The organism is Vibrio splendidus, assembly GCF_001557875.1.
Lineage (GTDB): Bacteria > Pseudomonadota > Gammaproteobacteria > Enterobacterales > Vibrionaceae > Vibrio > Vibrio splendidus_F.
Map to the genome: position 1 here is coordinate 119,020 of NZ_LNRF01000004.1, position 25,077 is coordinate 144,096.

20 protein-coding genes are annotated in these 25,077 nt (G+C 44.7%); 7 read left to right on the plus strand and 13 right to left on the minus strand.

The window, feature by feature from the left end; all coding sequences use genetic code 11:
* Window positions 1-77 precede the first annotated feature (77 nt).
* From proB to ATB74_RS11955, 5 genes are all read right to left on the minus strand, one after another.
* Window positions 78-1,262 carry a glutamate 5-kinase gene (proB, locus tag ATB74_RS11935; protein WP_179946914.1) on the minus strand — a complete coding sequence of 395 codons (1,185 nt, stop codon included), beginning with the start codon at window positions 1,260-1,262 and terminating at the stop codon, window positions 78-80.
* A gap of 76 nt (window positions 1,263-1,338) precedes the next feature.
* Window positions 1,339-1,728 carry a sigma factor-binding protein Crl gene (gene crl / locus ATB74_RS11940; RefSeq protein ID WP_060982569.1) on the minus strand — a complete coding sequence of 130 codons (390 nt, stop codon included), beginning with the start codon at window positions 1,726-1,728 and terminating at the stop codon, window positions 1,339-1,341.
* A gap of 144 nt (window positions 1,729-1,872) precedes the next feature.
* The gene (gene frsA / locus ATB74_RS11945) at window positions 1,873-3,126 is read right to left on the minus strand and encodes an esterase FrsA (protein ID WP_050052699.1); all 1,254 of its coding nucleotides are present in this window, start codon (window positions 3,124-3,126) and stop codon (window positions 1,873-1,875) included.
* A gap of 89 nt (window positions 3,127-3,215) precedes the next feature.
* Window positions 3,216-3,680 carry an oxytetracycline resistance phosphoribosyltransferase domain-containing protein Tet(34) gene (gene tet(34), locus ATB74_RS11950; protein ID WP_009847475.1) on the minus strand — a complete coding sequence of 155 codons (465 nt, stop codon included), beginning with the start codon at window positions 3,678-3,680 and terminating at the stop codon, window positions 3,216-3,218.
* A gap of 84 nt (window positions 3,681-3,764) precedes the next feature.
* Complete coding sequence (locus ATB74_RS11955) at window positions 3,765-5,054, minus strand: NCS2 family permease (protein ID WP_060982571.1); 1,290 nt, start codon at window positions 5,052-5,054, stop codon at window positions 3,765-3,767.
* A 1,064-nt stretch (window positions 5,055-6,118) separates the two neighbouring features.
* Here ATB74_RS11955 and ATB74_RS11960 point away from each other — a divergent pair.
* A complete protein-coding gene (locus ATB74_RS11960; protein ID WP_061018675.1) occupies window positions 6,119-7,591 on the plus strand; it encodes an aminoacyl-histidine dipeptidase in 1,473 nt (490 codons plus the stop codon).
* Window positions 7,592-7,727: 136 nt separating this feature from the next.
* On the opposite strand, the gene ATB74_RS11965 is transcribed toward ATB74_RS11960, so the two are convergent.
* Window positions 7,728-8,267 carry a DUF3332 family protein gene (locus ATB74_RS11965; protein ID WP_048605541.1) on the minus strand — a complete coding sequence of 180 codons (540 nt, stop codon included), beginning with the start codon at window positions 8,265-8,267 and terminating at the stop codon, window positions 7,728-7,730.
* 271 nt (window positions 8,268-8,538) lie between these two features.
* Between ATB74_RS11965 and ATB74_RS11970 the strand changes: the two genes are divergently transcribed.
* Window positions 8,539-9,585, plus strand: coding sequence for a succinylglutamate desuccinylase/aspartoacylase family protein (locus tag ATB74_RS11970; protein WP_017060792.1), 1,047 nt, complete (start codon window positions 8,539-8,541; stop codon window positions 9,583-9,585).
* 203 nt (window positions 9,586-9,788) lie between these two features.
* On the opposite strand, the gene ATB74_RS11975 is transcribed toward ATB74_RS11970, so the two are convergent.
* Window positions 9,789-10,106 (minus strand): DUF3622 domain-containing protein, encoded by a 318-nt coding sequence (locus ATB74_RS11975; RefSeq protein ID WP_017056240.1) that lies wholly within the window; start codon window positions 10,104-10,106, stop codon window positions 9,789-9,791.
* Between the two features lie 353 nt (window positions 10,107-10,459).
* On the opposite strand from ATB74_RS11975, the gene ATB74_RS11980 reads away from it, so the two are divergent.
* Window positions 10,460-11,470 (plus strand): adenosine deaminase, encoded by a 1,011-nt coding sequence (locus ATB74_RS11980; RefSeq protein ID WP_061018677.1) that lies wholly within the window; start codon window positions 10,460-10,462, stop codon window positions 11,468-11,470.
* A gap of 75 nt (window positions 11,471-11,545) precedes the next feature.
* Here ATB74_RS11980 and ATB74_RS11985 read toward each other — a convergent pair whose 3' ends face one another.
* Window positions 11,546-12,730, minus strand: a complete 1,185-nt coding sequence (locus ATB74_RS11985) for an NnrS family protein (protein ID WP_061018678.1) — start codon at window positions 12,728-12,730, stop codon at window positions 11,546-11,548.
* Between the two features lie 288 nt (window positions 12,731-13,018).
* Between ATB74_RS11985 and ATB74_RS11990 the strand changes: the two genes are divergently transcribed.
* Entirely contained in the window at window positions 13,019-13,573 is a 555-nt protein-coding gene (locus ATB74_RS11990) for a gamma-glutamylcyclotransferase family protein (RefSeq protein ID WP_061018680.1), read from the plus strand.
* 46 nt (window positions 13,574-13,619) lie between these two features.
* On the opposite strand, the gene ATB74_RS11995 is transcribed toward ATB74_RS11990, so the two are convergent.
* Window positions 13,620-13,952 (minus strand): tRNA-binding protein, encoded by a 333-nt coding sequence (locus ATB74_RS11995; RefSeq protein ID WP_017060796.1) that lies wholly within the window; start codon window positions 13,950-13,952, stop codon window positions 13,620-13,622.
* A gap of 197 nt (window positions 13,953-14,149) precedes the next feature.
* On the opposite strand from ATB74_RS11995, the gene ATB74_RS12000 reads away from it, so the two are divergent.
* Window positions 14,150-15,148, plus strand: a complete 999-nt coding sequence (locus ATB74_RS12000; RefSeq protein ID WP_061018682.1) for a substrate-binding domain-containing protein — start codon at window positions 14,150-14,152, stop codon at window positions 15,146-15,148.
* Window positions 15,149-15,367: 219 nt separating this feature from the next.
* Here ATB74_RS12000 and galM read toward each other — a convergent pair whose 3' ends face one another.
* The 4 genes from galM to galE all read right to left on the minus strand — a co-directional run bounded on the left by galM (window position 15,368) and on the right by galE (window position 20,272).
* A complete protein-coding gene (gene galM / locus ATB74_RS12005; RefSeq protein ID WP_060982576.1) occupies window positions 15,368-16,447 on the minus strand; it encodes a galactose-1-epimerase in 1,080 nt (359 codons plus the stop codon).
* A 112-nt stretch (window positions 16,448-16,559) separates the two neighbouring features.
* Window positions 16,560-17,720: a galactokinase gene (gene galK, locus ATB74_RS12010; protein WP_061018683.1), complete on the minus strand. Its 1,161-nt coding sequence runs from the start codon at window positions 17,718-17,720 to the stop codon at window positions 16,560-16,562.
* 235 nt (window positions 17,721-17,955) lie between these two features.
* Window positions 17,956-19,008, minus strand: a complete 1,053-nt coding sequence (locus tag ATB74_RS12015) for a UDP-glucose--hexose-1-phosphate uridylyltransferase (protein ID WP_017069513.1) — start codon at window positions 19,006-19,008, stop codon at window positions 17,956-17,958.
* Window positions 19,009-19,261: 253 nt separating this feature from the next.
* A complete protein-coding gene (galE, locus tag ATB74_RS12020) occupies window positions 19,262-20,272 on the minus strand; it encodes a UDP-glucose 4-epimerase GalE (protein WP_061018685.1) in 1,011 nt (336 codons plus the stop codon).
* 393 nt (window positions 20,273-20,665) lie between these two features.
* On the opposite strand from galE, the gene ebgR reads away from it, so the two are divergent.
* The gene (gene ebgR / locus ATB74_RS12025) at window positions 20,666-21,649 is read left to right on the plus strand and encodes a transcriptional regulator EbgR (protein WP_048658119.1); all 984 of its coding nucleotides are present in this window, start codon (window positions 20,666-20,668) and stop codon (window positions 21,647-21,649) included.
* Between the two features lie 324 nt (window positions 21,650-21,973).
* Window positions 21,974-25,075, plus strand: a complete 3,102-nt coding sequence (ebgA, locus tag ATB74_RS12030) for a beta-galactosidase subunit alpha (protein ID WP_061018686.1) — start codon at window positions 21,974-21,976, stop codon at window positions 25,073-25,075.
* Window positions 25,076-25,077 lie beyond the last annotated feature (2 nt).

Consider the following 25,077-nt stretch of genomic DNA (forward strand, 5'->3'; position numbering starts at 1 on the left):
CCTACTAAAACTAAATGTTAAACATTAAAGGTAGGTACTAGAACTAAATCCGCTGTTCATCGCCTTATCATCACGAGCTACTCTTGAATTACAACCAGGTCGTCACGGTGAATGACTTCTGACCCGTAGTCGTAACCAAGGATGGCACCAATATCTTTACTGTGCTTGCCTGCTATTTTTGCAAGGTCTTGGCTTGAGTAGCTAGCGATACCACGCGCGACTACTTTGCCTTTACTGTCTGTGACTTGGGTGACCTCACCACGAGAAAACTCGCCTTGAACTCGGACAACCCCTTTCGCCAACAAACTGCTGCCTTTGGTGTTGACTGCGTTTACTGCGCCGTCGTCAACCACGATGTCGCCTGCGGATGCAGGGCCAGCTAGGATCCAACGTTTACGGTTTTCAAGCGCTTCAGGTAAAGGCAAGAAACGTGTGCCTTGTGGATTGTCACTCAATGAGTCAAACACCACATTTTCAGCACTGCCCGCAGCAATAATAACTTCAATCCCCGCACGACGAGCGATATCCGCCGCCTGCAGTTTTGTTGCCATGCCACCAGTACCTAATGTGGTGCCACTGCCGCCTGCGATCTTGCGCAGTGTGTCATCAATGGTTTTCACTTCTTTGATGAGCTCAGCATTTGGGTCTTTACGAGGGTCTGCCGTAAACAGACCTTTTTGGTCAGTTAGTAGCAAAAGCTTATCAGCGCCACACAAAATACCCACCAGTGCCGACAAGTTATCGTTGTCGCCCACTTTAATTTCATTGGTTGCTACTGCGTCGTTTTCGTTAACTACCGGAATAATATCGTGTTCAACGAGTGCGTTGATCGTGTCACGTGCATTAAGAAAACGCTCGCGATCATCGAGATCAGCACGAGTCAGCAGCATCTGGCCAATCTTAAGGCCATAGATAGCAAACAAAGACTCCCAAACTTGAATCAACTGGCTTTGCCCAACTGCCGCAAGCAACTGTTTGCTCGCCATCGAGTTGGGAAGTGCGGGGTAACCAAGGTGCTCACGTCCTGCGGCAATTGCGCCAGACGAAACCATAACCACAGAGTGGCCTTGTTTTTTTAATTCAGCACATTGACGAACCAGCTCAACCATATGAGCGCGGTCTAATGCCAATGTTCCACCAGTTAAGACACTGGTACCCAGTTTAACAACGACAGTTTTACGCTGTGTTGTTGTCCCGCTTTGATGATTTGTTGTCATGAAGTCTTTTATGGATAAAACAAATAAGAGGTGATGTTTTAGCAATCAAAAGGGGAATTCACAAGCAGAAAAGGTGCGAAATCGCACCTTTTTGCTTTATATAGAAGAGTAACCTTTAAAATTAGACGAATTCGACAGACTCTTCGTCTAGTTGGATACTGATTTCAAACTTACTTTGAAGTTCATCAACCAGTTTTTGGTGGAAGGCTTCTTGAGTTCGAGAGACTTCAGCGACCGCCTTTTTAGGTAATGGTAAAGAATCCCAGTTACCATCGATGTTGTACTTACCAATATTGTATTTAGCCGAATATCCCTCTTCCGACTTATCCAACTCTAGCCACCAGCCCCAAAACTCGCGTTCTTCTGGTGATTTTTTATCGTTCACACATACAGACAAGCAATCAAAAATATAGTGACCTTCTTCTGATTGCGGCTCTCTTAAGTAAGGCCCGATAGCCTTTAAAACGTTCAACAAGCGATAATGCGTAGGTTGTTGTGTCACTTCTGACATATTGAATCTCCATTTTCAATGTTAAGAATGACGTTACTCAGACTGTAATACGTAGAAACTACGCAATTAGGTTTTATAAGTTATCTCTGAGTATCAGGTACTTAGTTGGTACACTTTTCATGCTTAACTAATTTAGGAGAAATGTCATCTAAATAATTCATCCTCAAGCCACTTTATCGCCAATTCGAGGGATTGCTCATAACCTTGTGTAATTGACTTAGCTTTGATTTTCTTCGCTTTTCCGTAATCACTGTAAATAGCAACCAGTTGATTATCCATTGGTGGTGAAACAGGGTCACCTTCCAAAGCCAATGCCAAGATAGGAACACTGGTTTTACTGTTTGACAGCAAACCTTGTACCTTGAGTGACCACGCCATTAACTGCCCAGAAAGACTGTTGATATCAACTGCACCTTTACCAAGACGCGAAGCCAACACATCTAAATGCATCTTAGGCATCTGTTTAAGCTTGTCGGCATGCACAAAGATGTCATGAATTGGCGCGCCTAAAGAGATACACGCTTTAATCTTATGTTGCTCAAGGAAAGATAATCTCACCATCGCATTGCCACCGAAACGGAAGCCAAACAAGCCAACTTTGTGGTGATCGACCCATGGAATATTAGGTAGCTCATTCAGCACGGCTTGATGAAGACAAGATGAGTCTTCGGTTAACGGCCAATGTGCACTGTGCCCTATCGACGGCATGTCTACCGTTAACATGGCAATGTTCTTTGGTGCTAAGTAATCTCTAAACAAGCGCCACATATCGGTTTGCAAGCTATCGAGACCAGCGCTGACAATCACAACCGGTTGTGGTTTGTCTGTTTTGGTTAGATGTAAGTTCGCTTTGATCTTCTTGTTTTGGTATGGAATATCAATCTGTTTGACGATCAACTTAGTATGCTTAATCGCTTCAGAATACGCTGCGTTGGCCAACACTTGAGCCTGAGCCGCCAAGTTGTCGTTCTTGAGATGTGGGTAACCCGCAATACTGAAGCACAACGATGCTGAAAACAGCTCTTCAGCCATCTCTTCACCGCTCTTTTCATTAGAACGATTTTGATGCTGCATACCCAGCTTGGTCCATTCGTATGCCCAGTTGCCACTTCGGTAACCCATAACCGTATCTAGCCACTCATCGGTTGTACGGGAGTTATCTGATGACGCGATGCGAGCCAATACCGCTTCTTGCTCAATTGGATTAACGCCTTGCCATACCCACTGAAGACGTCTTAGGTTTCGGTACCATGATGAGTTTTGCTGTTCACGCTTCTCATCCAATAACGCTTCAGAGCTTGGCATGTATTGTGTCAACATTGAGGTCTCTTTCGCCTGCTTGTGCTTTACAAACAAAGTTTCCGAAAGGTTCGAGCTCGTTTCTTCTGGTTCAGACATTGGGATACTTAATAAGAAATGGTTGTCACTAATAATATAAAAAAAAATGACCCTATAAAGGGTCATTTCTCAAAAAACTAAGTTTACGCTTATTTTGACTTGCGATTTACTGGCTCAACGTAGCTTAGGCTAGTATCCCAAGGTTGCTCAATCCATGTGTCTTGAGCGATATCAACGATGTACTCGTCTAGCAAATCAGCACCAGATGGCTTTGCACATACAGCGATCAGTTTCGCTTTTGGGTACATCTCGCGAAGTTTGCGTGCAGTGTCACCACTATCAACAAGGTCTTCAACGATTAGGAAGCCTTCGCCGTCACCTTCAGGTGCTTTAACTACTGTCATATCACGTTGGTGATCGTGGTCGTAGCTAGAAATACAAATCGTATCTACGTGACGAATACCTAGCTCACGAGCCAAGATTGCACCAGGAACCAAACCACCACGGCTTACTGCCCAGATGCCTTTCCACTGCTCTGCTGGCATTTGCTTTTCAGCTAGTTGACGGCAGTAAGTCTGCATGTTGTCCCAAGTGATAACGAATTTGTTGCTCATAGTATAAAACCTAATAATTTTGTCATGTTATTAGAGGCTATCTCAAACATAGCCTCTTCAGCGATTAAGCAGAAATCTAGACGATTAAGCGAAAATGTATTTAAGAATAAAGATAACCGACATTACCCACACAGCAGGTGAAACGTCGCGACCTTTACCACTTAGCAGCTTAATTGCAGCGTAAGCGATGAAACCTAGTGAGATACCCTCAGCGATAGAGTACGTCAGCGGCATAAGCAGACATGTTACCACGACTGGTGCTGCTTCCGTAAGATCACGCCAATCAATGCCAACTAGGCCAGACATCATCAGAATTGCTACATAGAAAAGTGCACCTGATGTTGCGTAAGCCGGAATCATACCTGCTAGTGGCGAGAAGAAAAGAGCCAGTAGGAATAAGACACCAACAACAACGGCAGTTAAACCGGTACGGCCGCCTTCAGCGACACCCGCAACACTCTCAACATAAGAAGTAGTATTTGATGTACCTAGCAGAGCACCAATAGACGTTGCAGTTGAGTCCGCAAGTAGTGCTTTGTTTAAGCGAGGTAGTTTTCCGTCTTCTTTGATTAGGTTTGCTTTCGTTGCAACACCCACCAAAGTACCTGCTGTATCGAATAAATCGACGAACAAGAATGCGAATACCACTGAAATCATACCGATTTCAAATACCGCAGAGAAATCAAGCTGCATGAATGTAGGTGCAAGGCTTGGTGGTGTAGACATGATGCCGCCGTATTGAACGTCACCAATAACAATACCAAGAGCTGTGATAGCTAGAATCGCAATCATTACTGCGCCTTTCACGCCACGGTGAACAAGAGCAATCGTTAAGAAGAAACCAAGTGCACCTAGAATAGGAGCAATCGCAGTAATGTCGCCCAGTGAAACTTTAGTTGCTGGGTTAGAAACAACGATGCCTGCATTGCTAAGAGCAATAAACGCTAGGAAAAGACCGATACCTGCAGAAATACCAACACGCAGAGACATAGGGATCGAGTTGATAATCCATTCACGGATCTTAAAGATACTTAAGAAGATAAAGATTACGCCCGATACGAAAACCGCTGCCAGAGCAACTTGCCACGTATAACCCATACCCATTACAACAGCGTAGGTAAAGAATGCGTTCAAACCCATGCCTGGAGCTTGAGCAATTGGGTAGTTAGCAACAAAGCCCATGATGAAACAGCCAATAGCAGCCGCTAAACAGGTTGCTACAAATACAGCGCCATGGTCCATACCAGCATCAGCTAGAATCATTGGGTTTACAAAAATGATGTAAGCCATTGTTAGGAAGGTTGTTAGACCTGCGATGATTTCAGTGCGCACATTGGTGCCATTTTCACTGAGTTTGAATAGCTTTTCGAACATTATCGAATCCTATAAGGGTAAAAAGTAAACGGTTGCGTAATCGATTGGCTGTGGATTATAAAGTTATCAAATAACAAATTCCAGATAGAATTAAGGCTCTAATCGATATTTATCAGAATGCCGTATGAAACAAAGCGATTAAAAACGAAGGTGTTAATAATAAATAGTAATTAAAAACAAACAATTAAGAGCAATAGCGTCAGTAAAATTAGTTGATTATTTTTTCTACCATCGCTTATTTTCATTGAGAATCTAGCCAGTAAATTCTGAATTCAAACCCACAATAGTTATGTATTTTTCAACAGGATCAGTAATAAAGCGCAAATTGATATTTCGGCGTTTAAAAAACAACCACGCAGAACAGCAGGGAAAGTGACAATATAAAGCGGTTTGGAAAAGTAGCAGGCAAAAAAAACGCCACTCAAAACTGAGTGGCGGTAGAATCTGTCAACCAAAAGGGCTGTAAAAGAATTCCAATATATAGGGGTGAACAAAACTGTTCGAGTTACATGCTTACGGTATTAGTAACCAAAGCTTGTAGGGTATGCAAAGTTGCTAGTGTAAACAGAGCTGTTAAGCCAGAACATTGCAGATGGTAAACCTTTCATAACTATCACCTTAATAAATCAATAAAAAACGAATTTGATTTCTCGGTTCCTTGGAGGCGATAAAACGGACTCATCCTTTGAGCATTTACTCTTCATCTCAGAAGTTGGTTATTAATATACCTCAAAGAAAAAAGATTACAAGTATTTTTTGCTATACGTCACACTTTTAGTCAATTAAGGTTATTTTGCAAACTTATTTTCGTAATAAAATTACAAAATAGAATTAAACAAACGTTTGCCCATACCATTTATAAGCATCAAGGCGCTTAATTGTGATCAGAGGGACAAGATCGCTTTCAAAATTTGAGGTATTTGAGGTTTAGAACCGCTACTCGTCAAAACGCTCAAGTGGTATGCTGTTGCCATCAAAACAGACCCATATTTTAGATTTTTGTTCTAGATATCCACCTACACAAACCCTAAATATATGGTTATCAAATAAAAAAGGAGTCATCCGTGTCTGAATTCCATTCTGAGATCAGTAAATTATCCCCTGCCCCTATCTGGCAGTTCTTCGATAAGATTTGCTCAATCCCACACCCTTCTAAGCATGAAGAAGAGCTTGCTCAATACATTATTGCTTGGGCAACAGAGCAAGGCCTAGATGTACGTCGTGACCCAACGGGCAACGTATTCATCAAAAAGCCTGCAACGGCGGGTATGGAAAACAAAAAAGGTGTGGTGCTACAAGCTCACATCGATATGGTTCCACAAAAGAACGAAGACACAGTTCATGACTTCGCTAAAGATCCAATCCAACCATACATTGATGGTGAGTGGGTTACAGCTAGAGGCACAACGCTTGGCGCTGACAACGGCATGGGCATGGCTTCTTGCCTAGCGGTTCTTGCTTCAAACGAAATCCAGCACGGCCCTATCGAAGTTCTACTAACAGTAGATGAAGAAGCAGGCATGACCGGTGCTTTCGGTCTTGAAGCGGGTTGGTTGGAAGGCGATATCCTTCTTAACACCGATTCAGAGCAAGAAGGCGAAGTGTACATGGGTTGTGCTGGCGGTATCGACGGCGCAATGACATTTGAAATTGCTCGTAACGCGATTCCAGCTGACTTCGTAACACGTAAGCTAACGCTAAAAGGCCTAAAAGGCGGTCACTCTGGTTGTGACATCCACACAGGTCGTGCAAACGCAAACAAACTGCTTGCTCGCTTCCTAGCGGGTCACGCAAAAGAGCTAGACCTTCGCATCGTCGAATTCAAAGGTGGTAGCCTTCGTAACGCGATCCCTCGTGAAGGTTTCGTAACGGTTGCTGTTCCTGCGGCAAACCAAGAAAGACTGGCTTCACTATACAACTACTACACTGAGCTGCTTTCAACAGAGCTAGGCAAAGTAGAAGACAGCATCGTGACTTTCAATGAAGAAGCTTCTGTAGAAATGGGCGCACTTGCGTCAGCAGACCAAGCTCGCTTTATCGCAGCACTTAACGCATGTCCAAACGGCGTGATTCGTATGAGTGACGAGATTGAAGGCGTTGTTGAGACATCTCTAAACGTAGGTGTTATCACAACCGAAGAGAACACAATCACTGTACTTTGCCTAATCCGCTCGCTAATCGACTCTGGCCGTAGCCAAGTTGAAAGCATGCTTCACTCTGTTGCTGAACTAGCAGGCGCGAGCATCGAGTTTTCTGGCGCTTACCCAGGTTGGAAGCCAGACGCAGATTCAGAAATCATGCACATCTTCCGCGACATGTACGAAGGTATCTACGGTCACAAGCCAAACATCATGGTTATCCATGCTGGTCTTGAGTGTGGTCTATTCAAAGAACCTTACCCGAACATGGATATGGTTTCTTTCGGCCCAACGATCAAGTTCCCGCACTCTCCTGATGAGAAAGTGAAGATCGACACCGTTGAGCTATTCTGGAACCAAATGGTTGCACTGCTTGAAGCAATCCCAGAAAAAGCATAATTCGAACCATTATGTTTTCGATAGATAGGATTTCGCGCTAAATACTATTCATCGACACAAAATAAAACAGGTACTCAATGAGTACCTGTTTTTGTATCTAATCTTTGTAATCGACTATTTGTGACTAAAGAAGCAATTAAGCGCGTGAAGCCGCGTAGCTCTCTAGCTCATCAATTGAAGTTTGTGCCACGACTTCGCCATCAATGAAGTACGTTACCATCTCGCCATCGCGAACACCGATTAACGTCGCACGCTCACCAGACTGGTAAGTAATGTCCATTTGGATCGTATTTTCATCAATCTGCTGCATTTGGCCTTTCTCAATCACATCTGCACTTGTGATCGGACCAACAGGTGCTTCCGTTAGAGACGGATCAAGTTGGTGGTTGATGTCTAGGTAAGTATCAGTCTTAGTATCAAAGATGTGCGGAGCACCTGTTAGTGGGTTGCTACCTGTCCAGAACTCTAGTGAGTTGAATACTAGGTAATCGGCAGCAACCGTTAGACCATATGCAGGTGCAAGTAGCATGTTCAAACCACCACGAGCGTAACGGTTATCAACAGCCTTGATGTTGAACTTCATTAGGTAACCCGTAACTGCGTTGCTACCAACACAGCCAGATAAAGCAACAGATACCACCGCTAGTGCTACAACTTTTGAAATTGTTTTTTTCATTTTGATCTCGATATTTTAATTTGGCCGCCAAAAAATGGCGATGGATAATACCAACCAATCGAATGATAAATATCAGCGTTAAATCAATGTTTTGTCAGAGAATTCACAATTTGAAACACCCTTCAATAAGCCAAATAAAAAACTGAAACCAATTCAGAACCCACTTAATAAAAAACTTTTGTCGTCACCGTAAAGCGATTGATTCGTACTAAAAATCAACGATTGCTACATTCCGTGTTAACGAATTATCACCATGTTGAGAACAACCTAAATGGCAAGACTAAAACCTAATCAACCATTCGAATTACTTGGTTATACTGTTCAGCCAGGACAGCGAATGGAGATTGAACTGCAAGCAGCTCAGCTTTACACGCACTCTCCACTTTCGATCCCGATTGAAATTATTCACGGTCGCCAAGCAGGCCCAACACTGATGGTAAATGCGGCTATCCACGGCGATGAGCTAAACGGTGTTGAGATTGCAAGACAACTGACAAATGCGATTGATCCAAAGAAACTGAAAGGGACATTAATTGTTGTGCCTATCGTTAACGTGTTTGGCTTTATCCATAAATCTCGTTACCTACCAGACCGTCGTGACCTAAACCGTTGCTTCCCTGGCAGTGAGAAAGGATCGTTAACATCACGCATCGCTTACACCTTCTTTGAGAACGTAGCAAAGCACTGTGATTACATTCTGGATCTACACACGGGCGCGATTCACCGTACCAATCTGCCACAGATTCGTGCAAACCTATCGAACCCTGAAACACTGCGCATCGCAAAAGCGTTTGCAACACCCGTGATCATTGATTCTCCACTGCGTGACGGTTCACTGCGTAGCGAAGCGGAAAAACTGGGTATTCCTGTATTAACTTACGAAGGTGGTGAAGCGCTGCGTTTTGATCACCTAGCGATTCGTGCGGGTTACCTTGGCGTGCATCAAGTGATGAAAGAAATCGGCATGCTGCGTCCTAACCGTAAGAAGTTACCAGAGCCAGTATTGAGCAAATCCACCAGCTGGATCCGCGCTGAATCAGACGGAATTTTGCGCAACATGGTGAGACTTGGCGAACAGGTTGAAGCAGGACAAACCCTTGCTTACATCAGCTCTCCATTGGGTCACCAAGAAGGCCAAGTGATCACAACCAAAGGCGGTATCGTGATTGGTCAGCAAACTCTACCTTTGGTCAACGAAGGTGATGCTGTGTTCCATATTGCTTACTTCAAGCAAGACGATGAAGAAGTAGGACAATCAGTAGAAAGCTACATTGAAGAAGTGGCAGAAGACGATTGGCTAACTGCGCTGAATAACTGATCAGACAATGCTTAACAGTTTAAGAGCTCGACGTTAAAAGCGAGAAGCCAAAACAGTGCTCTTAAACACAATAAAACAGAACTCCACAAACTAAAAAGCCCCAATATACTTTTAACTAGAAAGAGAAAAGTTGTATCGGGGCTTTTTTTTTACAAATCCCTTATCTTAAAATTAAGGGATCTATAAATTAGTCATGCACTGAATTATTCAGCGTCTTCTTGCTCTTCTGCACGAGCTTTAGCGCGCGCTTCACGTGCTTGCTCAGCTTTAAGCTCTTTAGTGTGACGTAGTTCGTCACGCTCTTTACGCTGTTCTGATTTACGCTCGTTACGTTCAGCTTGGTTTGCGATGAAAGATGCTAGCTCTTTCTCTGCCCACTCTTGTGCTAGAGCTTCAGTTTCGAAACCAGACTCACGCTTAGATACTGTAGTGCTGCGAGACGTTACTTGACGAGTAATCTCTGCACACCAACCGTTGCGTTTTTCTGTAAGGCGGATATCAAATTTTTTGTTCTTAGACATGTTCTATTTTTCCTAAGGGAGATCATTAAGGGATCGGTCAACTTTGATAACTCCATCTAAGTGAGCATCTTTTAACACCATCCCTTGGTAAGCGCGGTATTAGAGCACAAATCAATGAATATTGCTGCAAATATTTGCAGCGGATCACACTCCAATGCTGCAAATCGTTTGCGCCTGATTTCAATTAATTCGTAACTCCCAATTCACCATCAACTTCTGCCCTATTTTATCGACAACAATGAAATGGACTATGCTCAAACAGAGATAAATGAAAGAGATACCTGCTTGCTCAGGTTTATAGACTCTATTATCTCACCTACTCCGCCCATAATTAAAATAGCTAAGGAGTTGCTATGGATAGCTTCATCAAAAATTTACCTAAGGTTGAGCTGCACTTGCATATAGAAGGCACATTAGAGCCAGAGTTGATGTTCCAACTCGCCAAGCGTAATAACGTGTCGATTCCCTTTGAGACCCCTGACCAAGTCCGAGACGCGTACCAGTTCCACAATCTTCAATCCTTTCTCGATATCTATTATCAAGGCGCAAACGTACTGATTCATGAACAGGATTTCTATGACCTGACGTGGGCTTATCTGTTGAAGTGCCAGCAAGATAATGTGGTTCATACTGAGATATTCTTCGACCCTCAGACTCACACTGAACGCGGCATTGACTTTGAAGTCATCGTCGGCGGGATTACTCGAGCTTTGAATCAAGCAGAGCGAGAACTTGGCATCAGCAGCCAACTGATTATGTGTTTTCTGCGTCACCTTGATGAAGACAGTGCTTTTGAAACTCTCAAACAAGCCCTTCCCTATAAAGATAAGATCATTGCCGTTGGGTTAGATTCATCAGAACAGGGGAATCCGCCAGAGAAGTTTAAGCATGTCTTTCAAGAAGCGCTCAACCAAGGGTTCCTAACTGTCGCACACGCAGGAGAAGAAGGCCCCGCACAAAATATTATCGATGCACTGAGCTTGTTAGGCATTACCCGAATTGATCATGGTATTCGCTGTGTTGAAGATGAAGAGCTGATGGAACAGTTAATCGTTAAACGCACACCACTAACGGTCTGCCCGTTGTCGAACACCAAGCTCAAGGTATTTGATACTATGCAAGAGCACAACATCGTCGAGTTGCTGAGAAAAGGGCTGTGTGTCACCATCAATTCCGATGATCCCGCTTACTTCGGTGGCTACATGAATGATAACTTCCTAGCGGTTGCTAACGCTCATCCTGTCACTTATCAAGAATTAGCTCAGTTCAGTATTAATGCGGTGGAAGCCAGTTTCATCTCCCCTCACGCCAAGGAAGACCTCATTACACAGGTACGCCAATACTTGGTAGCGAATACTCAATAAGTTCATAACAGTTTATTTCGATTAAAAAAGGGAAACTCAACACTTCCCTTTATTAATCAATGCATTGAAATCGATTTATCCCGGATGACCATCCACTCGTGGCGTTAGTAACATCATGCCGAACTTCCAGATAAACAGACCAAACGCCAGTGTCCACAAACCGGCACTGATGTTGACCATCTCAAATAAATACGCCGGGAAGAAAGTCACACCTAAACTACGAACGAGTGCCGCGATAAAAATAGCCGAGAACGCCAAAGCCATACTTGGCCCTTTATAGATAGCACGACCAGTATGCCCCATCGTCACGCGCGTGATCATCGCCAGAATTAACCCACTCAAACCGCCAATAGCAAACAAGTGCAGCATATTATGGCTCGCGAACGGGTTGTCTAATAAACCGCGTAACAGCAAGCTTAGAGGGATACATAGATAAGCCGCATGCAGCGACCACACCAAGGGTTCAGACAGCGTTGTCCAAGGTTTCCAGCGGATAAAGCGCACCAATTGAGTCACGCCAGCAAACACCATTAACTCATTACCTACTTGAGCAAAGGTCAATGGGAAGAAGCTCAACACAAATAAACCAACCAAAGGTAGATTGGCTAACCATTCCAACCAAACCAAGGGCTGTGCTTTTTCAAACTCAAAACGACGCGCCGTAAAGAATGGGATCACTCGCCCACCCATCACTGATAACAGCAAGGTAAACCACCACAACATAGCCTGCCAAACTGCAGACGATGGGAATGGAGGCATCCCCTTAATGGTCGCGTAACTAGCAAAGTTCGCCACGATAGCCAATATAAACAGCGGCACAAAAAACAGGTTCTTCCAGCCTTTCGACTTCACGACACGAAAACCAATTTCGTAAGCGGCGAAGATTAAGAACAGCGCCTCAACCGTCGAGATCAGCCATAACGGTGAGGGTGTCCAAAACAGAATGCGAGGTGCCAACCACAATCCAACTAGTGCGGCTAATCGATAATGCTTGGTGCCATTGACCCCTGTCCAAGTTTGCACTGCAGTGAGCACAAAGCCGACAACAATCGCCATCGAAAAACCAAACAACATCTCATGCACGTGCCACCACAATGCGGGAACGTTTAAAATCTCAGGCTGACCGTTTTGGAACATGATGACCCAAGCTACAATCGCGATCACGGCATAGAGACTGCCTAAAAAGAAGAAAGGTCGAAAGCCTAAACGCAGGTAGGCTGGAATCGCGTCTTCTACACTTTTATCTGTGATATTTAACAAACTCGCTCCTAATTCTCAGATAAGCGGCCAAGGTATTACCTAAACCAAATTTGGTGTGCATCAAATCCGATGCAATATGCAGATCATATTGCATGAAACGCGCCAATTGGATAAAACTAGTAAAAACAGCGACTCACGAGATTCACCAACCAATAAACAAGTCAAAAAAACACAACCAAAAGAGTCATAAAGACATATAGATGTATAAATAGAAACTTACTGACTTTTGGTATCTCGCCACATATAGTAAGACTAGACTTAAATGGAACAACTCAGACAAGGAATGCGATGTATATTTTTGGTTATGGCAGCTTAATCAACTCATCTTCACGCCAGCTTACCGGTCAGACAGGGCAAGCGATCCCTGCGATTGTTCATGGCTTAATTCGCCATTGGAGCAAGATCGATGACAGCTATGTGTTATCACCTTTGATCGTCAATCTTGGCGAAGGACAAGTGAATGGTGTGTTGCTTGAGGTGGATGATATTTCACTGGCTGAGTTTGATCGCCGTGAGCGTGGTTATCACCGAATCGAATTAAAGGCCTCTCAGATAGAAAGCCAAGATGAGTTCAAACAGGATCAATCGATCTGGGTTTACATCAAAGACGAGATTGAAGCACCTTGCGAAAACAGCCCTATCGTTCAAACCTACGTCGATACGGTATTGGCAGGATGTTTAGAGGTGTCTGAAAGCTTTGCGGCGCATTTTGTTAAACACACACAAGGTTGGCACCACCCATTAGAAAATGATCGCCACCAGCCTAAATACGGCAACCTTGCTGGGGTTTCCGATCACCACCACAGTGTGATTGATAGCTTGATACTGACTGTACGCAGCTAGTTGATTTAGGTTGGTGAACACATTGACTCACCAACCTAAAGTGAGCTTAAACGACACGAATACCTGCAGGCATCGCACGTTCAGGTGTTAGCAATACACTTTCAGATTCATCTTCCGTTTCTGCACATAGCAACATGCACTCAGAAGTGTGGCCTCTCATCTTCGCCTTCGCTAGATTGCACAAAACAACAACCTGCTTACCCATTAACTCTTCTTCTGTGTAATAAGGGACTAGGCTGGTCACCGTTTGCAGTGTCTTGTCACCAACATCCACTTGCACGATGTAGAGCTTGTCTGCGTTTTCATGACGCACAACCTCAATGATCTTACCCACACGCATTTCTAACTTAGCAAAGTCACCATAAGAGACAGTATCCATTTCTCACTTCCTATATTGATTTGTTTTTACCCATTAAATCATTTACTAAAATTAAGTAAAATGTAAATGTTTACACTAGCATTAAGCCTAATAATTACAAGCGGTAAAGATCTCATTACTGGAAGTAAAATGAGAGTTTCGTTGCCTTACTATCATTGTCGGTGTTAAATAGATGCAGCAATGTATAGAGGTTAAAAATGGCAACAATTAAAGATGTAGCAAAGGAAGCTGGTGTTTCTGTTGCAACCGTCTCTCGAGTGATCAACAAGTCTCCTAAGGCGAGTGCAAGCTCGGTAGAGTCTGTAACGAAAGCGATGTCTAAACTCGGCTATCGCCCGAATGCCAATGCTCGCGCGCTGGTAAGCCAAAGCACAAACACTGTTGGTGTATTGGTCGGTGACATCTCCGATCCCTTTTTTGGCACGCTGGTTAAGGCTGTCGATAATGTCGCTCGTGAGAACGGAAAACATATCCTTGTCGGTAATGGCTCACACGATCGTGAAGAAGAGAGACAAGCGATTGAGTTACTGATTAACAGCCGTTGCGATGCTTTGGTGATCCACTCAAAAGGCCTGACAGACGAAGAACTGATTGCCTATGCAAAAGAAGTCAAAGGCTTAGTGCTGATCAACCGTTATATTGCAGAGATTGCCAACCGCTGTATTTTCTTAGACAACAAGAAAGGCGCGTATCTTGCGACGGAATATCTGATCCGCCATGGTCATAAGAACATCGCCTGTATCGCCTCATCACACAACATTGAAGATGCCGATGAGCGTGTTCAAGGTTACTTAGCAGCGCTCTCAGACTACAAAATAGCGCTATCTGAAAGCTATATTGAATACTCGGCTCCCACCAGTGACGGTGGCGAATACGCCATGACCAACCTTTTGACTAAATCACTGCCAATCACAGGTATTGTGGCCTACAACGATTACATGGCAGCAGGGGCTTTATCTGTCCTTGATGAAAACGGTATTCAAGCGCCAGACAAAATGTCGATCATCGGCTTCGATGATGGCTTGATTGCCCGCTATGTTCATCCAAAGCTAACCACTATTCGCTACCCGATTCAGATGATGGCAGAGAAAGCGACACGACTCGCGCTGCACTTGGCCAAAGGTGAAAGCACCTCAACTGAGCCAATGATGTTTTCTCCAACTCTGGTGCGTCGTAATTCGGTAGAGAAAGTCTAAGTTCTGGTCGACTCATCAAGCAATAAACAAAAAAAAGCCCTAACAGAATCGCTTCTGTTAGGGCTTTCCTACCTTACTCAGATACTCAACAATCGCACTTAATAAACCGCACTCTTGTTGAGCGCTACTTTTACTCATCCCCCAAGAACAACGCGATAATTCACATCGTCCTATTCACAAGCAAAAGACATTGGCGTAACCGCTTTGAGCTAGAGCGTACTAGTTTGAAGAATCCCCCGAAAATTCAAACTGGTAACAGGTACTGTAGTTATATTCTTGTTCAGGCTTGAGAATACAACTGTCCTGCTTCCACTCAGGGTGGTTAGGAGAGTCAGGTAAGAACTGGGTTTCTAGCGCCAAACCAGCGTAGTCTTCATAGCTACCACCACTTCGGTTTGGTGTACCACCAAGCCAGTTTCCGGTGTACAGCTGCATCGCAGGTTTGGTTGAAAATACTTTTAGTGTGACGAGCGCATCTGGTGAGGTTACAGTAGCGGCACATTGAGTACGCTTGCAGCCGTCAGCCAATAAGAAAGAGTGGTCGTAACCCTTTGCTGCTTTCTGCTGTTCATCCCCCAACAAACGCTCTGAGATCATCATAGGCTGATTGAAGTCGAAGCTGGTCGATTTCACCGATTTAAGGTTGCCTAACGGGATACCTACCGAATTGGTCGGTAAGAATTGATTAGCGTTAATGCTGACAATGTGTGACAAACAATCGTGTCCGGCTTCTGCGCCAAGTAGATTGAAGTACGCGTGATTCGTTAGGTTGACCACGGTTGGCTTATCGGTGGTTGCAGAATAATTAATAGAAACTCGATTGTCTTCGGTGATGTCATAACGCACCGACACATTCAAATTCCCCGGAAATCCTTGGTCGCCATCAGCAGATTCTAAAGTAAACACCACTGACGTTTCGGTTTGCTCTGCAATATTCCAACGACGTTTATCAAATCCGTTCGGACCACCATGTAAGGTGTTGCCCGCTTGGTTGGTTTCCAGCTTGTAGTTCTGACCGTCAATTTTGAAACGACCATTGGCAATGCGGTTAGCATAACGGCCAACGGTTGTGCCCATATAGCTGGCTTGCTTCTCGAAATTATCCATTGAGTTGACACCCAATAACACTTCTCGTCTGTTTCCTTTTACTGGCAAGATACAGCTCAACCACGTTGCGCCAATATCCATGAATGTCACTTCCATGCCGTGTACATTCGACAACGTGACAAGCTGAGCAGGTTGGCCATCATAGGCTGCTGTTTCTGTCATGGATTGATGCAGGTTCTGCGCTTGTGTCATTCTAAATTCCTTCTACTGCCAGTAAAAAGCCTCTACGTTGAGGTAAAGGCTTTAGTATTTGGCCTACCATGATCTTTTTAGTTGGTAAGCTCTACATTAAGTCTCGAAGCCGTTAGATTACTTCAACTAAGCCTGCTCCGTCTTTCGCTTGGCACACATAAATAGATTCTTTTAGACCCGTCGCTGCTTGATATTTCTGCTCCACGGTTGTTTTAATTTCATCAACCAATGCAGGTGGAACCAATGCCACAATACAACCACCGAAACCACCGCCCGTCATACGCACGCCACCTTGCTCACCGATCACTTCTTTGACCATATCCACCAGCGTATCGATCTCTTCCACTGTGATTTCAAAATCATCACGCATTGATGCATGCGATTCTGCCATCAACTCCCCCATACGCTTCATGTCGTGGGTACGTAGAGCTTGAGCCGCTTCAACAGTACGGTCATTTTCAGTAATCACGTGACGAGCACGCTTAGCAACCATCTCATCCAATTCAGACTCTTTCGCTTTGAACTGCTCAATGGTCACATCACGAAGTGCTGGAACACCAAAGATACGCGCCGCCTCTTCACACTGCTCACGACGCGTGTTGTACTCGCTGTCGACTAAACCGCGTTTTTTGTTTGAGTTAATGATAACCACAGCCATATCTTCTGGCATCGAAACCGCTTGAGTTTCTAGGCTACGGCAATCCAAAAGCATCGCGTGGTTTGCTTGGCCTTCAGCTGAGATCATTTGATCCATGATGCCGCAGTTACAGCCCACGAATTCGTTTTCGGCTTGCTGACCATTAAGCGCAACTTCGGCTTGGCTGATCTCTAGGTTATAAAGCACCTTGAATGTTTGACCAATCACCACTTCCAGTGCCGCAGAAGAACTTAAACCTGCACCTTGAGGCACGTTACCCGTTACAGAGATGTCCGCACCTGTAAATTCAAAGCCGCGACCTTTTAAGCACTTCACCACACCACGAATGTAGTTAGCCCACATCTTGTCTTGTTGGAATGTGATCTCTTGAGTTAGGTCGAATTCATCCACTGCATTACCGTAGTCCACTGATACTACGCGTACAATGTTGTCGTCACGTTTAGCCGCAGCAACTACCGTTTGGTAGTTAATGGCACACGGTAGAACAAAACCATCGTTGTAATCGGTGTGCTCGCCGATCAGGTTCACACGACCTGGTGCTTGAATAATATGAGTCGCTTGGTAACCAAGGACTTGCTCAAAAGATGCTTTCACGTTTTGGATTAGGTCAGACATAAGTAAACTCTCTGGTTAAACTCTTTGTTCATTTGGTTATGGCCCCTTCACGGCACCACTTTAATTCTTTTAGATTCCCTATCTCGTTCGTCTCTCACGCTAGGGAATGACAACATCAGCGACTAAGCTTTTAAGCTTCTAAGCTCTTACACTTATGGGCTTCTCACCTGTCGTCATTCCAGGAATCGAGAGACGAGGTATCAGGAATCTCGCTTGTTATCTACGAAGCAACGTATTACTGCTCTTTGTAGTGAACGTCACTCAAATCGCGAAGACGTTGCGCTGCTTGTTCTGCGGTTAAATCACGCTGAGACTCAGCCAGCATTTCGTAACCGACCATGAATTTTCTAACCGAAGCACTGCGTAACAGTGGCGGGTAAAAAAGTGCGTGCAGTTGCCAGTGGTCGATGTCGGTACCTTCTTCAAAGAACGGCGCATAGTGCCAACCCATTGAGTAAGGGAATGAGCATTGGAACAAGTTGTCGTAACGACTGGTCAGCTTCTTGATCGCAAGTGCTAAGTCATCACGTTGTTCATCAGTTAGTTCACTCATACGGCGAATATGTGTTTTTGGAAGCAACATGGTTTCGAATGGCCATGCAGCCCAGTAAGGCACTACAGCAATCCAATGTTCCGTTTCAACCACAGTACGAGAGCCGTCTTTCATTTCAGCTTCAACGTAATCCACTAAAAGATTAGAACCTTGTTGTTCGAAGTACTCTTTTAGAAGCTTTTCTTTGCGTTCAATCTCGTTGGGTAAAAAGCTGTTCGCCCAGATTTGACCGTGCGGGTGAGGCTGAGAGCAGCCCATGGTCTCACCTTTGTTTTCAAACGCTTGAACCCATAGGTAGTCTTTACCTAGCTCTTCAATCTGTTCATTCCATGTGTCGATAACACCGCGAATCTTGTTTACTGGTAACTCTGGCAGCGTTTTGCTGTGGTCCGGAGAGAAACAGATCACGCGGCTCAACCCACGTACACCTTGAGTCTTAAATAGAGGATTTTCAGACTCTGGAGCATCTGGCGAATCAGGCATCAACGCCGCGAAATCATTACTGAATACATAAGTGCCATCGTAATCTGGGTTTTCGTCGCCCGAGATACGCGTATTGGTTGGGCACAAGAAACACTCTTTCTCATACGCTGGAAGCTGCGCTGTCGATGGTTTTTCATCTTGGCCACTCCAAGGGCGTTTCGCTCGGTGCGGTGATACTAAAATCCACTGACCTGTTAATGGGTTATAACGACGGTGTGGATGGTCTACTGGGTTAAATTCAACTTTTGACATGTTTAGATTGCTCTCAAATTTTGTGTCTTGGTCAATTCACCAAGATGAATAATTCTTCTAAAAGGAGATTCCCTATCACGCTCGTTCCTCGCTGTAGGGAATGACGCGGGGGTTCATAACGTTAGGAACCAAATACTCACTCGTCATTCCGGAATCGAGGCACGAGATATCTGGAATCTCGCTTTTCTCATCTCTTGCCTTTGCCTTCCCCAAAGAAATTGGAGTTGCAGCTAGGCTGCTTCAATTACACAAGCTAGTAGCCGTTCGGGTTATTCGACTGCCAATTCCACGTATCCGCCGTCATCTCCATCACGCTACGCGTCGCCTTCCAGCCAAGCTCGCGCTCTGCTTTTTCAGTGCTTGCCCAACACTCGGCAATATCACCTGCGCGGCGTGGGCAAAGTTCATAAGGAACCGGTTTGCCCGATGCTTGTGCGAAGGCTTCAACCATCTCGAGTACACTTGAGCCTTTGCCCGTACCTAGGTTGTAAATGTGTAAGCCCGCTTTCTCGCCAACCACTTTTAGTGCTGCGACATGGCCATCCGCTAAATCCATTACGTGAATATAGTCACGAACGCCTGTGCCATCGACTGTTGGGTAATCGTTTCCAAAAACAGCCAGTTTTTCACGGCGACCAACGGCTACTTGAGCAATAAACGGCATTAAATTATTTGGGATACCTTGTGGGTCTTCACCCATAGTGCCCGATGGATGTGCGCCGACTGGATTGAAGTAACGCAGTAAAGTCACGCTCCAATCGTTCTCCGCATTGAACAGATCGCTTAAGCACTCTTCCACCATATATTTGCTGCGACCATAAGGGTTGGTTGTCGCGCCAGTTGGTGAAGTTTCGGTAATCGGCACTACTTCCGGGTCGCCGTAAACGGTAGCCGAAGAACTAAATACGATGCTTTTCACGCCCGCTTTCTTCATGCTTCGAGCTAACACCAGTGAACCATTGACGTTGTTATCGTAGTATTCCAAAGGCTTAGCCACCGACTCCCCTACCGCTTTCAGGCCAGCAAAGTGAATCACCGCTTGGATATCATTTTCTGCAAACACGCTATCTAGAAAAGATTGATCACGAATGTCGCCAAGATAAAACGTTGGTCGCTTGCCAGTTAACGATTCGATTCGTTCCAGCACTAGCTCTTTACTGTTGCAAAGGTTATCAACAATGATCGGCTCCATACCTGCCTGTATCATTTGAATGCATGTATGACTTCCGATGTAACCCATGCCGCCCGTAACCAGTACTTTCACAATCAACCTCTCTTTGTCGTCATTCGTGGGCTAACTCGAACTGACATTCAGCTCAGTAGCACCGTATGTCAGAAATAGTAGCAGCCATTTTGACTATAATTCTGTGATCAAAACCACGAAGTGTAAACGTTTACACTAACTTTCATCATTGGTACTGATCATGAAATAGAGAGAACGTATAGCTGTTAAACCCTAATTCATTGAATTTTAATAAGATAATTATAGATAGTTAGATTTGAGACATCACAGATGAGTTGAGCATTTATTTTACTAAAAGTTAATGCAATGACGTCCAGTTTGATTACAATAGGTCTGCAGAATAAAGAGGTGCATTGCTTTTTTACTAAATACCAATTTCAAAGCAACGCAATGTTCCAATAACAGGAAGTGAGTATGGCAACGTTAAAAGATATCGCGACTGAAGCGAATGTATCATTGGCTACAGTTTCAAGGGTTCTCAATGAAGATCCAACACTAAGCGTCAAGGAAGAGACCAAAAGGCGTATCTTTGAAATTGCAGAGAAGTTGGAATACAAAACCAGCAGCTCACGAAAAACCGTTAGCAGTAAAAAACAAAACCATCACTTCCTAGCACTGTATAACTACAAGCAAGAAGCTGAGGTTAACGACCCTTACTACCTATCGATTCGCCACGGGATTGAAACCCAATGCGAAAAGATGGAAGTTAAGCTAACCAACTGTTATGAAAGTAAAATACAGATCAATTCAGCGCCAATCACAGGTGTTTTGTTGGTGGGAAGAATGACACCAGAGGTTATCGAGCAAGCTAAAAAACTGAGCGATAATATCTGTTATGTCGATTTTACTGATCACTCAGAACCTTATGACTCTGTCGATATCGACCTGGCTTTGATCAGCAAAGAGATCACCAACTTCTTTATCAATCAAGGCTATGAGCGCATCGGCTTTATTGGTGGCCAAGACGACGTCAACACCCCTGATATTCGTGAAGTGGCCTTTGCTGAATATGGCAGCCTCAAGAACGTTGTCAGTGAGCAAGACATCTACCGTGGTGACTTTTCTAGCTCTTCAGGTTACAAGCTTGCAAAGCAGATGCTCGCGACAGGCGACTACCCTAAAGCCATGTTTATTGCGTCAGATTCCATCGCAATTGGCGTTTTACGAGCAGTTCATGAGCACGGATTAAACATTCCTGAAGATATTGCGCTGATTAGTGTAAACGACATCCCAACAGCTAAATTTACCTTCCCATCTTTATCGACTGTTCGTATTCACTCTGAACTCATGGGAATTCAAGGCGTTAACCTGTTGATCGAGAAAGTACGCGACGGTCGCACTATCCCATTACGCGTCTATGTTCCAAGCAAACTCAAGCTGCGTGATACAACAAAATAATTAAATATATCAAATAGATAAATTAAGGCCACCTTTGTTGAAAGTGGCCTTTTTTGTGCCCATCACATACATCAATCGACACATATGCCCCTCTTTAACCTGCTGTATAAATCAGCTAATAGCATTCTTTTAAGTGGATCACACAGCACCGCAAAAAGACCATAAAAAACGTGATGAAGTTAAAGTAAAACGTTTTCACTAATTTCATTTAGTAAAACTTTTACCAATAATTACCTCAGTCCAAAAATACTCGTATTCACTACGACCCAATTACGCATAAGAACGTCGGTCAGCAAACTGCATTCAGACCGAGAGAGAGGCAACGTGAACAACTGGGAAAACTTCCTGAACTTACATGAGAACCGTATGGCACCGCGTGCATACTTCTTCTCGTACGCATCAGAAAAAAATGCAAAAACGTTTCAGCGTGAACTGAGCAGCCACTTCCAACTATTGAGTGGCCAATGGAATTTCAGCTATTTCACCAATCCGCTATTGGTTCCTGAAGAGTTCTATTCTCAGGAAATGAGCGGCTGGGGCAACATCACGGTTCCAAACATGTGGCAAATGGAAGGCCACGGCGATCTTCAATACACAGATGAAGGTTTTCCATTCCCAATTGATGTGCCTTTCGTACCATCAGACAATCCAACCGGCGCATACCAACGCTCTTTCTTCCTTGGCGAAAGCTGGGACGAGAAACAAACCATCATTAAATTTGATGGCGTTGAAACTTACTTCGAAGTTTACGTAAATGGTGAGTATGTTGGTTTCAGCAAAGGCAGTCGCCTAACCGCTGAATTCGATATCTCTAGCCAGGTAAAAGCAGGCAACAACCTACTTTCTATTCGTGTAATGCAGTGGGCAGATTCCACCTACATTGAAGACCAAGACATGTGGTGGACTGGCGGTATCTTCCGTGACGTTTACCTAGTAGGTAAAGAACAACTGCACGTTCAAGACGTTACCGTTCGCACTGATTTCGACGACGCTTACCAAAGCGCGACCCTGTCGTGCAAAGTGGAACTAGAAAACTTAGCAGCAGCGGCAAACGCAACCCTTGAGTACGCATTGCTTGATGGCAGCCAAGTTATCTCGCAAGGCTCAGTAGATAACTTAAGTGTCGATGGCAATGCGAATACTCAATTCTCTATCGATGTCGTGAACCCAGTTCAATGGAACGCTGAAACCCCATACCTTTACCAACTATTGCTGACGCTAAAAGACGCCGATGGCAAAGTGCTAGAAGTGATTCCACAACGTGTTGGTTTCCGTGACATCAAAGTTCGCGATGGTCTGTTCTACATCAACAACAAATACGTGATGCTGCACGGTGTAAACCGTCACGACAACGACCACCTAAAAGGTCGTGCAGTTGGCATGGATCGCGTAGAAAAAGACTTAGTGTTGATGAAGCAGCACAACATCAACTCAGTACGCACGGCGCACTACCCGAACGACCCACGCTTCTACGAGCTATGTGACATCTACGGCCTATTCGTAATGGGCGAAACTGATGTCGAAACACACGGCTTTGCTAACGTTGGCGACCTAAGCCGCATCACTAACGATCCGGCATGGGAAGCGGTGTTTGTTGAGCGTATCGAACGCCATATTCACGCTCAGAAGAACCACCCTTCTATCATCATGTGGTCACTAGGTAACGAATCTGGCTACGGCTGCAATATCCGTGCTATGTACGATGCAGCAAAAGCAATTGATGACACGCGTCTGGTTCACTATGAAGAAGACCGTGATGCTGAAGTGGTCGACATCATTTCAACCATGTACTCACGCGCTCAGTTAATGAATGCCTTCGGTGAATTCCCACACGAAAAACCACGCATTATCTGTGAATACGCACACGCAATGGGTAACGGCCCAGGCGGTTTAACTGAATACCAAAACGTGTTCTACAAGCATGACGCGATTCAAGGTCACTATGTTTGGGAATGGTGTGACCACGGCATTCTAGCGCGTGATGAAGCAGGCACAGAGTTCTACAAGTACGGCGGTGACTACGGTGACTACCCGAACAACTACAACTTCTGTATGGATGGCTTGATCTATCCAGACCAAACGCCAGGCCCAGGCTTGAAAGAGTACAAGCAAGTGATTGCCCCAGTGAAGCTTCGCGATTTCGATGCACAAACGGGCACCTTCACTGTGGATAACAAGCTTTGGTTCTCAAACATCGATGACTACACCATCACTGCGGAAGTCCGCGCTGAAGGTGAAACCATTGCTGTACAACACATCAAGGTTGAAGAGCTGGCTGAAAACTCTAGCCGCGAACTTACTCTTAACTTGCCACAACTTGATGAGCGTGAAGTGTTTGTCAACTTTACGGTTCGTAAGGATTCTCGCACTTCATACAGCGAAGCGAACCACGACATCGCTGTTTACCAATTCCAAGTGAAAGAGAACACAGCACAGCTAGAAGCCTTCACTAACAACAATGCGACAGCACTGAATGTGGAAGAGTCTCGTTTAGCTTACCTAATCAAAGGCCACAACTTTGCTCTGAACTTCTCGAAAGTGAATGGCAAACTGACGTCATGGCTAGTGAATGGCGAAGAGCTGATTAAGTCGGAGCCTAAGCTGAACTTCTTTAAGCCAATGATCGATAACCATAAGCAAGAGCACGATGGTTACTGGGAACCTGCACACCTACAGATCATGCAGGAGCATTTCCGCACGCTAAGTGTTGAACAGGTAAACGGCAAGGTAGAGATCACCACTACCAGCATCATTGCTCCACCAGTATTCGATTTCGGCATGCGCTGTGAATATCGCTACCAGATCAGTTCCGAAGGTCAATTAAACGTTGAGCTAAGTGGCGAACGCTACGGTGATTACCCACACGTGATTCCAGTGATTGGTTTCGACATGGGTATCAACGGCGACTTCAACCAAGTCCAATATTACGGACGCGGCCCTGAAGAGAACTACCAAGACAGCAAGCAAGCCAACATGATTGACGTTTACCAATCAACCGTGGCTGACATGTTCGAGAACTACCCGTTCCCACAAAACAACGGCAACCGCCAACACGTTCGTTGGGCTGCGCTTTCAAGTCGCGCTGGCAATGGTATTGCGGTGAAACCACAACAAGAAATCAACTTCAGCGCGTGGTTCTACACCAACCAAAATCTGCATCAAGCACAGCACACGATTGAGCTAGAGAAGAGTGGTTACATCACGCTAAATCTAGATCACCAAGTGATGGGCTTAGGCTCAAACTCTTGGGGCAGTGAAGTGTTGGACTCTTACCGCGTATACATGGATGAGTTCCGCTACGGTCTAACGCTAGTGCCATTCCAAGCAGGTGACTGTAATGCACAAGTACTTATCAATCATAACTTTGGTGACGAGTTCTTCACGGCGAATACGCCAACAACTCAACCACAACAGAACGAGGCATAAGC

What these genes read in the sequence shown, in the direction of transcription:
- ATB74_RS11955 (WP_060982571.1), bottom strand. Translation starts at nt 5,054, where the DNA reads ATGTTCGAAAAGCTATTCAAACTCAGTGAAAATGGCACCAATGTGCGC.
- ATB74_RS11965 (WP_048605541.1), bottom strand. Translation starts at nt 8,267, where the DNA reads ATGAAAAAAACAATTTCAAAAGTTGTAGCACTAGCGGTGGTATCTGTT.
- ebgR (WP_048658119.1), top strand. Translation starts at nt 20,666, where the DNA reads ATGGCAACGTTAAAAGATATCGCGACTGAAGCGAATGTATCATTGGCT.
- ATB74_RS11980 (WP_061018677.1), top strand. Translation starts at nt 10,460, where the DNA reads ATGGATAGCTTCATCAAAAATTTACCTAAGGTTGAGCTGCACTTGCAT.
- ATB74_RS11995 (WP_017060796.1), bottom strand. Translation starts at nt 13,952, where the DNA reads ATGGATACTGTCTCTTATGGTGACTTTGCTAAGTTAGAAATGCGTGTG.
- galK (WP_061018683.1), bottom strand. Translation starts at nt 17,720, where the DNA reads ATGTCTGACCTAATCCAAAACGTGAAAGCATCTTTTGAGCAAGTCCTT.
- ATB74_RS11990 (WP_061018680.1), top strand. Translation starts at nt 13,019, where the DNA reads ATGTATATTTTTGGTTATGGCAGCTTAATCAACTCATCTTCACGCCAG.
- ATB74_RS12015 (WP_017069513.1), bottom strand. Translation starts at nt 19,008, where the DNA reads ATGTCAAAAGTTGAATTTAACCCAGTAGACCATCCACACCGTCGTTAT.
- ATB74_RS11975 (WP_017056240.1), bottom strand. Translation starts at nt 10,106, where the DNA reads ATGTCTAAGAACAAAAAATTTGATATCCGCCTTACAGAAAAACGCAAC.
- ATB74_RS12000 (WP_061018682.1), top strand. Translation starts at nt 14,150, where the DNA reads ATGGCAACAATTAAAGATGTAGCAAAGGAAGCTGGTGTTTCTGTTGCA.
- ATB74_RS11970 (WP_017060792.1), top strand. Translation starts at nt 8,539, where the DNA reads ATGGCAAGACTAAAACCTAATCAACCATTCGAATTACTTGGTTATACT.
- frsA (WP_050052699.1), bottom strand. Translation starts at nt 3,126, where the DNA reads ATGTCTGAACCAGAAGAAACGAGCTCGAACCTTTCGGAAACTTTGTTT.
- crl (WP_060982569.1), bottom strand. Translation starts at nt 1,728, where the DNA reads ATGTCAGAAGTGACACAACAACCTACGCATTATCGCTTGTTGAACGTT.
- galM (WP_060982576.1), bottom strand. Translation starts at nt 16,447, where the DNA reads ATGACACAAGCGCAGAACCTGCATCAATCCATGACAGAAACAGCAGCC.